The sequence below is a fragment of the Mesorhizobium sp. L48C026A00 genome, assembly GCF_000502375.1.
In the GTDB taxonomy this organism is placed as follows: domain Bacteria; phylum Pseudomonadota; class Alphaproteobacteria; order Rhizobiales; family Rhizobiaceae; genus Mesorhizobium; species Mesorhizobium muleiense.
The window spans coordinates 1-8,898 of sequence record NZ_AYWU01000063.1; the positions used below are offsets into that span (position 1 = coordinate 1).

6 protein-coding genes, 2 pseudogenes and 1 riboswitch are annotated in these 8,898 nt (G+C 60.9%); of the genes and pseudogenes, 3 read left to right on the top strand and 5 right to left on the bottom strand.

Going from position 1 to position 8,898, the window contains the following annotated elements; translation table 11 throughout:
• A partial coding sequence (locus X738_RS79695; protein WP_023804090.1) for a transposase occupies positions 1 to 219 on the bottom strand: 219 nt, incomplete at its 3' end.
• Positions 220 to 296: 77 nt separating this feature from the next.
• On the opposite strand from X738_RS79695, the pseudogene X738_RS79700 reads away from it, so the two are divergent.
• A pseudogene (locus X738_RS79700) lies at positions 297 to 638 on the top strand (PfkB family carbohydrate kinase); the annotation flags it as partial.
• Positions 639 to 670: 32 nt separating this feature from the next.
• On the opposite strand, the gene X738_RS79705 reads toward X738_RS79700, so the two are convergent.
• Positions 671 to 1,348, bottom strand: a complete 678-nt coding sequence (locus X738_RS79705; protein ID WP_245277889.1) for a transposase — start codon at positions 1,346 to 1,348, stop codon at positions 671 to 673.
• A 290-nt stretch (positions 1,349 to 1,638) separates the two neighbouring features.
• Here X738_RS79705 and X738_RS79710 point away from each other — a divergent pair, with 290 nt between their 5' ends.
• Positions 1,639 to 3,267 carry an MFS transporter gene (locus X738_RS79710; RefSeq protein WP_023804093.1) on the top strand — a complete coding sequence of 543 codons (1,629 nt, stop codon included), beginning with the start codon at positions 1,639 to 1,641 and terminating at the stop codon, positions 3,265 to 3,267.
• Positions 3,268 to 3,769: 502 nt separating this feature from the next.
• Positions 3,770 to 3,970, top strand: a riboswitch (cobalamin riboswitch).
• A gap of 94 nt (positions 3,971 to 4,064) precedes the next feature.
• Positions 4,065 to 6,398, top strand: a complete 2,334-nt coding sequence (gene metE / locus X738_RS79715; RefSeq protein ID WP_031257112.1) for a 5-methyltetrahydropteroyltriglutamate--homocysteine S-methyltransferase — start codon at positions 4,065 to 4,067, stop codon at positions 6,396 to 6,398.
• Between the two features lie 236 nt (positions 6,399 to 6,634).
• On the opposite strand, the gene X738_RS79720 is transcribed toward metE, so the two are convergent.
• From X738_RS79720 to X738_RS79730, 3 genes and pseudogenes are all read right to left on the bottom strand, one after another.
• Positions 6,635 to 7,279, bottom strand: coding sequence for an FMN-binding negative transcriptional regulator (locus tag X738_RS79720; RefSeq protein WP_023804095.1), 645 nt, complete (start codon positions 7,277 to 7,279; stop codon positions 6,635 to 6,637).
• A gap of 34 nt (positions 7,280 to 7,313) precedes the next feature.
• A pseudogene (locus X738_RS79725) lies at positions 7,314 to 8,292 on the bottom strand (dihydrodipicolinate synthase family protein).
• A 52-nt stretch (positions 8,293 to 8,344) separates the two neighbouring features.
• On the bottom strand, positions 8,345 to 8,898 hold a 554-nt coding region (locus X738_RS79730), incomplete at its 5' end, for a PLP-dependent transferase (protein ID WP_036270626.1).

The following is an 8,898-nucleotide window of genomic DNA, read 5'->3' on the forward strand; positions in this document are numbered from 1 at the left end:
CTGACGAGCGGCCCGACGCCAGGCGAACAGCTGCTGCGGGGACAAAGCGTATCGCCGCGCCACCGCGCTCACGCTCGCGCCGGCTTCGTAGCTTTCCGCCACGATCCGCGCCTTCTCCTCCGGCAGCCATTCGCGCCGCCGACCGGAGCCCGTGAACACCTCGAACCGGCGCGCGGGCTCGTGATCGCTGGATTTAAGCGTAAGCTCTGAAATCCTCATGTGTCGAAGTCCTCAAAGGCTCCGAACATCGTCCTTCACGCCGATCACCGAAAGGTGCCGTCGCGACATCGCTTACCGAGATCAAGGCGCTCTACCAGACCGCCTCCTTCGACGAGGCGCTGGCGCAGATCCGCAGGGACTGCAAGATCGCCGCCGTCACCCGTTCGGAAATGGGCTCGGTCATCGTGCGCGGCGACGAGACGGTCACCATCGAGGCGACCAAAATCCGGGAACTGGTCGACACAACCGGCGCCGGCGACCTCTACGCCGCCGGCTTCCTCTATGGCTACACGCAAGGCCGCAGCCTGAAGCAGTGCGGCGATCTCGGCTCGCTGGCAGCGGGACTGGTCATCCAGCAGCTCGGACCAAGGCCGCGGCAGAACCTGCGCCACGAGGCTGAGCAGGCGGGATTGCTGTAGGTGGCGAGCCAAGAACCAGCGGCCAACCCTCCTTAATCCAGCCCAAGCCTTTTCTTCAGTTCCGCATTCTCCTTGCGGAGACGATCGGCAAGCAGGCTCTTTAGCCGCTTGTTTTCTTCCTCGAGCGCGACGAGATCCTTCAGCCCGTCTCTGTCCGCCGCAGGCGCCGCCGCCTTCTTCCAAAGATAATATGTCTGTTCCGAGATGCCGGCTTGCTTCACCGCGCTCTTGAGAGTAGCGCCGCCGCCGATCGAGGTCTCGATCTGCGCCAGCTTCTGGGCACGATCTTTCGCGGAGTAGCTCTTTCGGCCTGTTCGCGCTGACGGCGGTGCTTCAGTGGTCGCGGATATCGGCTTGGCGCCGTTCTTGCGGGCAGGCGCGCTCGCCTCAGCTTCTGGCTTCCTCGACCGCCGCGCTCTCGTCTTGGGTTTTGGCGTTTCCGGTTTGTCTGCCGGTTCGCTATGAACTACTGCTGACTCGGTTTCCAGGGGATTGGCCATGAAATGCTCCACTCGCGGTTTGTGCAAAGGTTCAGCATCAAGGGCCACGACAGTAGAGTCAACAAGCTGACGATTTAACGGCTCGACTTCCTTTGTTGTCTCGGCCATCGCGGCGGCGATGTCGAAATTGCCCCAGATGGAACGTGCGGATTTTTGATAATTGCGCTTTTGTTTGACTTCCACGGTGAATGGTCGCGTCTGCCGCCTCATAGTTCCTTCCTGAATAGAAGAATGAAGTCGCCGCTCGAATTTTTGGCGCTTCCCGCTTAGCGCGGAGCATTATCGTATAGCCGCTCAACGGGCAAGTGATGCCGGTCTTCGATGGCTGACCCATCTGGGGAGATTTGAGCGGCTTCGCGCGTCCTGCGCATGCCTGTAAGGCCGCCAAGTTTTCTGGGTTAGCAGGCGCGCCACTGTGGCAGCTTGGCTTGTACGGCGAGGCCATGGTTGAGTGAGGCGAACCAAATCCAGCCGCGTGGTCGATCCCGAAGCTTCCCACAATGGCGAAGAGAACATCTTCACTCGTTCCCTTTCAGCACAAGACCTTCCGTTCGCTATGGTCGGCTGCACTCGTTTCGAACCTTGGCACCCTGGTGGAAGGTGTGGCGGCGGCTTGGCTGATGACGAGCATCGCCACCTCCCATGGAATGGTGGCGCTCGTCCAGTCATCGACCACCCTCCCCTACATGATCTTCTCGCTCGGGGCGGGAGCGCTCGCGGACAACTTTGACCGTCGCCGGATCATGTTGACTGCGCAACTGCTGATGGTCTGCGTATCCGCCTTCCTGGCGTTCCTGACCTATGCGGGGGCAATGACACCCTGGACCCTTCTGGGTCTCACCTTCCTGATCGGCTGTGGTTGGGCATTGCACGATCCCTCTTGGCAAGCCTCGATGGGAGACATCCTGCCTCGCGAACACCTGCCTAGCGCGGTTGCGCTCAACGGCATGAGCTACAATCTCATGCGCAGCGTCGGGCCGGCGATTGGCGGCATAATCGTGGCCACAGCCGGTGCGGCCTTCGCGTTCCTCTTCAACGTCTTTTGCTACTTCGCTCTGATCGCTGCGCTGTTGCGGTGGAAAGCCGTACGGGCACGACAAGCGCTGCCGCGGGAGGCTTTCGGCAGTGCGATGGCGGCGGGCTTCCGTTACGTGCTCTTGTCGCCGAACCTTCTCAAGGTGATGTGCCGGAGTTTCATTTTCGGCCTCACCGCCGTTGTCATTTTGGCTCTCCTGCCGTTGGTTGCTCGCGAACAGGTCAAAGGGACCGCGGTCACCTACGGCGTGATGCTCGGCTTCTTCGGCCTGGGAGCGATTTGCGGCGCGCTCCTCATCGGGCGGGTCCGAGAAGTTCTCTCCAACGAATGGGTCATTCGCGGTGCGTTCTTTATACTGGCGATCAGCTGCTTCTTTCTGGCATGGAGTGAGCACGTTTGGCTGAGCTGTCTGCTCCTCATGCCAGCCGGTGCGGCCTGGATTCAATCATTCTCGCTGTTTAACGTCACAGTGCAGCTTTCGGCGCCGCGGTGGGTGGTTGGACGCGCCCTGTCTCTCTATCAGACGGCCACATATGGCGGCATGGCGGCGGGAAGCTGGCTCTGGGGCGAACTGGCGGATGTCCAAGGTGTTTCGGGAGCCTTCCTCGTCGCCAGCGTGGTTCTTGTGATTGGGGGACTGATGGGGATCGTTCTGCGTCAGCCGGATTTCGAAACGCTCAATCTGGATCCGACCAACAAGTTCAGCGAACCGACGCTGCAACTTGACCTGCGGCCACGAAGCGGTCCGATCATGGTGATGGTCGATTATCGTATCGATCAGAGAGATGTCCCGGAATTTCTCAGTGTGATGACATCGTGGCGAAAAGCCCGGCTGCGAGATGGCGCCAGACAATGGGCGTTGCTGCGTGACCTGGAAAAGCCCGAACTATGGACCGAGTGTTATCACGTGCCAACTTGGGTCGAGTACGTTCGCCACAACAACAGGCAGACCCAGGATGACGCCGAAATCGTTGCGCGCCTGGAAGCGCTGCACCGTGGCGATTGCCCGCCCAAGACGCATTACAAGATCGAACGCCAAACCGTGCGCGTGCACGACGATTTGCCGCTCAGGCCTCACTTGGACAGGACTTGAGCTGGCCCGGTGGTTTGAGCCAGGTTAGCTTGAGCCGGTGGGCTGCGAACAGCAGTTCGAGACATTGGCCTCGATCACTTCGCAACAGGCCGCTGCACTTGGCCTCGGGTGCTCCCCTCGAAATCGTTGTGTCGTGTCACCGACGGCGGCACGGCCAAGACCTTCCACATGGGTAACTGCCTCGCCATTGAGGCGAATGTGGTCGCGAGCAGATCACCAACAAAGCGGTCGGAACCTCGGAGCCGAAGTGCGACGCCGAGGTGGCGTTCGCATGATGCGGGAAGCAGCACCAAGGCGCTTGCCGGTATGTTTGCCGCCGGCAGCCGACGAACTCCTATCCTCCTGGACAAGGGCGCCGTGCGTCATTGCTTTGATTTACCGGCCGCTCAAGGCTCCCACAGTTTTCGCTTTCGAGACGACCTTTGGGAAACATGCAACGGGAATTTAACATAACGACATAAACATTTCTTTATGCGGCGTTGACAAGGAAGCGAACTGCTGTAATTGTCTCCCGTGTCGTGGTTCTCCGTACGGCGCTGCCGCAGCGGAGCTAAGAGGGAAGCCGGTGCGATGCCGGCGCTGCCCCCGCAACTGTTAGCGGCGAGCCAACTCCACTCATGTCACTGAGGCGAAATAGCCTTGGGAAGACGGGTAGAGGCTATGACCCGCGAGCCAGGAGACCTGCCACGGCGAATTACGTCCACGGGCCGGGTGTCTCGGTGGCCGCTGCAGCCTGGCGTTCGTGCCGGCCTGCTAGCGCCTTCCTTGTCACCGACGCCCCAACCATCGGGGTTGGCATGACTGTCTCTCAGCAAATTCCTGTAGCAACGCTCGGCGTGCCGCGCTTCGGTCGTAAGCGAGAACTGAAATTCGCGCTTGAAAGCTACTGGTCCGGAAAATCTTCCGCTGGCGACCTTCTCACGACTGCGAAGGCGCTGCGTGCCGCTAGCTGGGAGGAGCAGCGCGATCGCGGCGTGTCGAAAATCCCGTCGAACGACTTCTCGCTCTACGATCATGTGCTCGACACCGCAGTCATGGTCGGCGCCGTGCCAGCCCGTTACGCCTGGAATGGCGGCGAGGTCCCACTCGACATCTACTTCGCCATGGCGCGCGGCAACCAAGGTCAGACGGAGGATTGTGGACAGCATGCGGCTCATGGGCCTAGTGTAACCGCGATGGAAATGACCAAGTGGTTTGACACAAACTATCACTACATTGTGCCGGAACTAGACGATGATCAGACGTTCGCCCTTTCGTCGACGAAGCCGGTTGATTACTTCCTCGAGGCTAAAGCGCTCGGCATTCACACACGCCCAGTCATGCTTGGACCGATCACCTTCCTCAAGCTGGCGAAATCGCCTGCCGAAGGATTCGATCCCATCGCGCTCCTGCCGCGGCTGCTGCCCGTCTACGAGCAACTCCTGCAGAGGCTGAAGCTGTCGGGAGCCGACTGGGTGCAGATCGATGAGCCAGCGCTTGTCCTCGATCTGAACCCCAACGAACGAGCTGCGTTCGAATTCGCCTATGGCCAGCTGTCAAAAGCCGCGCCCAAGCTGAAGATCATGCTGGCTACCTATTTCGGGCCGCTGGGAGACAATCTCGAAACCGCGGTTTCTCTGCCCCTGGCCGGGCTGCATATTGATCTCGTGCGCGCTCCCGAGCAGCTGGAAACGGTGGGTCGGCTCGCACCGAAGGATCTGGTGCTCTCGCTTGGCTTGATCGATGGCCGCAACGTCTGGCGTGCGAACCTGCCCGCCATTCTCGACCGCATCAAACCGATCGTCGCCGGCTGGCCCTTGGACCGCGTCGAGATCGCGCCTTCTTGTTCGATGCTGCATGTGCCGATCGACCTGCGCATGGAGACGGAAATCGACGCGGATATCAGGTCGTGGCTCGCCTTCGCGGCCCAGAAGACCGACGAGTTGGTGTTGCTGGCCCGGGCCCTGTCCCAAGGCAGGGATGCGGTGGCAGGCGCTTTGAAAGCGTCTGCCGAGGCTGCCGCCACTCGCGTGACATCCACGAAGATCCATGACCCGCTTGTCGAGGGGCGGATCGCCAGCATCGACGACAGCATGAAGCGACGAGAGAGCGCTTTTGCCGAGCGCTCCAGAGTCCAGGCCGGCACGCTCGGGCTGCCGCCGTTCCCGACGACGACCATCGGGTCCTTCCCGCAGACGCCGCAGGTATGCAGGGCGCGGGCCGCTCATGGGAAGGGCCAGCTGAGCTATGTCGACTACGAGACCTTCCTGAAGAAGGAGATCGAGGCTGCAATTCGCTGGCAGGAAGAGATCGGGCTGGACGTGCTGGTGCACGGTGAGTTCGAACGAAACGACATGGTACAGCATTTCGGCGAGCAGCTGTCCGGCTTCGCCTTCACCCAGCATGCCTGGGTACAAAGCTATGGGTCCCGCTACGTGCGTCCCCCCATCATCTTCGGCGACGTATCGAGGCGCAATCCGATGACGGTGCGCTGGTGGCAATTCGCCCAGTCGCTTACGGAAAAGCCTGTGAAGGGAATGCTCACGGGCCCAGTGACCATTCTCAACTGGTCTTTTGTTCGCGACGACGTACCCCGTTCCGAAGCCTGCCGCCAGATCGCGCTCGCCATCCGCGACGAAGTGACGGATCTCGAAAGGTCCGGCGCAAGGATGATCCAGATCGATGAGGCCGCGTTTCGCGAAGGATTGCCACTGCGCCAGTCTGACTGGAAAGTCTATCTCGACTGGGCTGTCGAATGCTTCCGGATCGCTTCAACGGGTGTAAAGGACGCGACTCAAATCCATACCCACATGTGCTATTCGGAGTTCAACGAGATCATCGACGCGATCGCTGGAATGGATGCGGATGTAATTTCGATTGAGACGTCGCGCTCGAAAATGGAACTGCTGGACGCCTTCACGAGCTCCAAATATCCGAATGAAATCGGGCCCGGAGTCTACGACATTCACTCACCACGGGTCCCGGAAGTCGGCGAGATTTCGGATCTCGTCATGCTTGCCCGCGAGCGACTGTCGGATGCCCAACTGTGGGTAAACCCGGACTGTGGCCTCAAAACACGCAAATGGGAGGAGGTCCGCCCTGCCCTCATGAACATGGTTGCTGCAGCACGCGCGCTCCGGGAGAAAGTGTAGGCCGGAGGGTTTCCTGGTTGCTCACCATGTGATGAGTTACCGGCTGCCGCATGTGGGCCGTGAATGTGCCAAAACGCGATCACATCCTTTGAAATAAGTCACTCGAGCGAGAATGTGCACTTTCCTTCGGCACGTGCAATTTCGTGTGCCAGGCGTTTATCGTTCGCTCGGCTTTTCGCAGCACCATCCAGGGTAAGCTTTGCTGACATTCATCAAAGTGCGATGGGCCACGCTCTTCAGCCTTGTTTGGGCTTCCGGGCGGCGGCTGCAAGCATCGCCTGACCGACGCGCCGGTCGCCTTGGGCGTTCAGCATTTCGCCGGCATTGCAGATATCACGTGCCTCCTTGTTCTGGCTGAGCTTGGCTTTGCCTACAAGGCGGGTGATCTCGATCTCCAGGCCGATGATTGCCTTGACCATAGTGTCGATGAAGTCCTTCGGCGCGTTACCCATCTTCCACGGGACAGGCTGGGTCGCCTCGTGCCTGTGAGTCAGTTTGGCGACATTGCGGCGGACATAGCGTTCGTCGTCGTGGATTGTGATCCGCCCATATGCATGTGCGACAATGTAATTCCAGGTCGGCACCTGCTTGTGGAACTCCTGCTTGCTCGGATACCACTGCGGTGAGATGTAGGCGTCGGCGGCGCGGAACACCACGAGCACCTCATCGCCGGTCGCCACGTCCTGCCAAACTGGATTGTTGCGTGCGACGTGGCAGCGAAGGGTACCGTTTTCTCCCTGTGACGTGTCGAGTTCGAAGGGGATGTGATTGGCGTCGAGACCGCTCCGGCAATGGGTTATCAGCACGCCGAGTGCGTTGTTCTCGATCAGTTCGTAAAGGACTTTTCGGCTCGGTTCATTGAAATGAGCGGGTAAATACATGACAGTTCCTTTCACTGGCCGCCGGGTTCGCTGTTCACCGGCTGGCATCCGATCGCAAGCGTTCCAACGCGGCGGCGATCTGGCGCTTTGCTGCTGAGGGCAGAGGCAGGATGGGACGCGGGGGGTCGGCACTGCAAATGTCGAGCAATTCGGCAAGTGCAAAGACGACGCGAAGGCTCGAGAACTCCTTGAAGAGGCTCCAGAGCGGCGCAAGCGTGGTATCGATCCGTCGCGCTTCGGCCGCATCGCCCTGTTGCGCCGCCGTGACGATCTTCACGCAGACCTCGGGCAGGATNATCGATCCGTCGCGCTTCGGCCGCATCGCCCTGTTGCGCCGCCGTGACGATCTTCACGCAGACCTCGGGCAGGATGCCGGCGAGGACGCTGTACCATGTGTCGGCGCCGGCGATCATGGCCTCTGCGGCGTTCCAGTCGCCGCTGTAGCCGATCGAGAACCCTTCCGGCACAGTGCGCCTCTGGTCGGCCAGATGGCTCTTGATCGCATCGCCCTTGTCTGTCGGATTCTTGATAGCGACGATCCCCCGCACCTTTGCCAGGCGGCTGACGAGTGCTGGGGTGAAACGGAAATGCGTCGTTCCTGGATTGTCGTAGATGACGATCGGAAGGCCACTTTCGCGCGCCACCGTCGAGAAATGTTCGAACACCTCGTCATCAGTGAGCCGGGTGTAAGAGGCGGCGGCAAGCAACCCCGCGGCAGCTCCAAGGGCCTTGGCGTCCTGCGCGAGCCTCACTGCTTCGTCGGTGCGCAGCGCGCCCACACCCACCACGACCGGCATTCGCCCGGCGATTTCGTCCAAGGTCTCGGCGAGCGTCCGTCGCCGTTCCTCGCGCGACAGATACATGTAGGTGCCGGTGCTGCCGAGAAGACCGATGGAGTCGACCTGAGCGGCGCCAAGCCGAGCAATCAGCCTGCGCAGAGCAACGGTATCGACGCGGCCGTCACGATCGGCGGGCGTGATGGGAAACGCGGAAAGACCGCTCAGGAATGCCATGGCAAGGCTCCAGGTTTGTGCGTGAGCGCAGGACTGGCCGGGCGACAGGCCATCACAAGGCGTCCAGAGCCCGCCGCAGGTCGGCGATTAGGTCATCGGCGTCTTCAAGACCCACCGAGAGACGCATGAGGTCCTCGCCGACTCCATCGGCCAGATGCGCNATTAGGTCATCGGCGTCTTCAAGACCCACCGAGAGACGCATGAGGTCCTCGCCGACTCCATCGGCCAGATGCGCATCCTTGCGGATCGGCTGACGAGCACGGGTCAGGCTTGCCGGATGATAGATGAGGCTGTCGGCATCGCCGAGGCTGACAGCCCGGGTGATCAGCTTGAGCCGGTCCATCATCCGCCGCGCGCCCTCGAACCCAGCGTGGAGGCCAAAGGCCAACATGCCCGATGCTTGGGACATCTGCTTTCGCGCCGTCACCTGATCAGGGTGCGAGTCGAGGAAGGGATAACTCACCCATGCCACCGCCGGGTGCGCCTCGAGTGCCTGAGCCACCGCAAGGGCTGTGGCGCTGTGGCGTTCCATGCGCAGCGTGAGCGTCTTCAGACCGCGCAGTATCAGGAAGGCTGACATGGGCGAGAGCGCTGCGCCGGTGATGT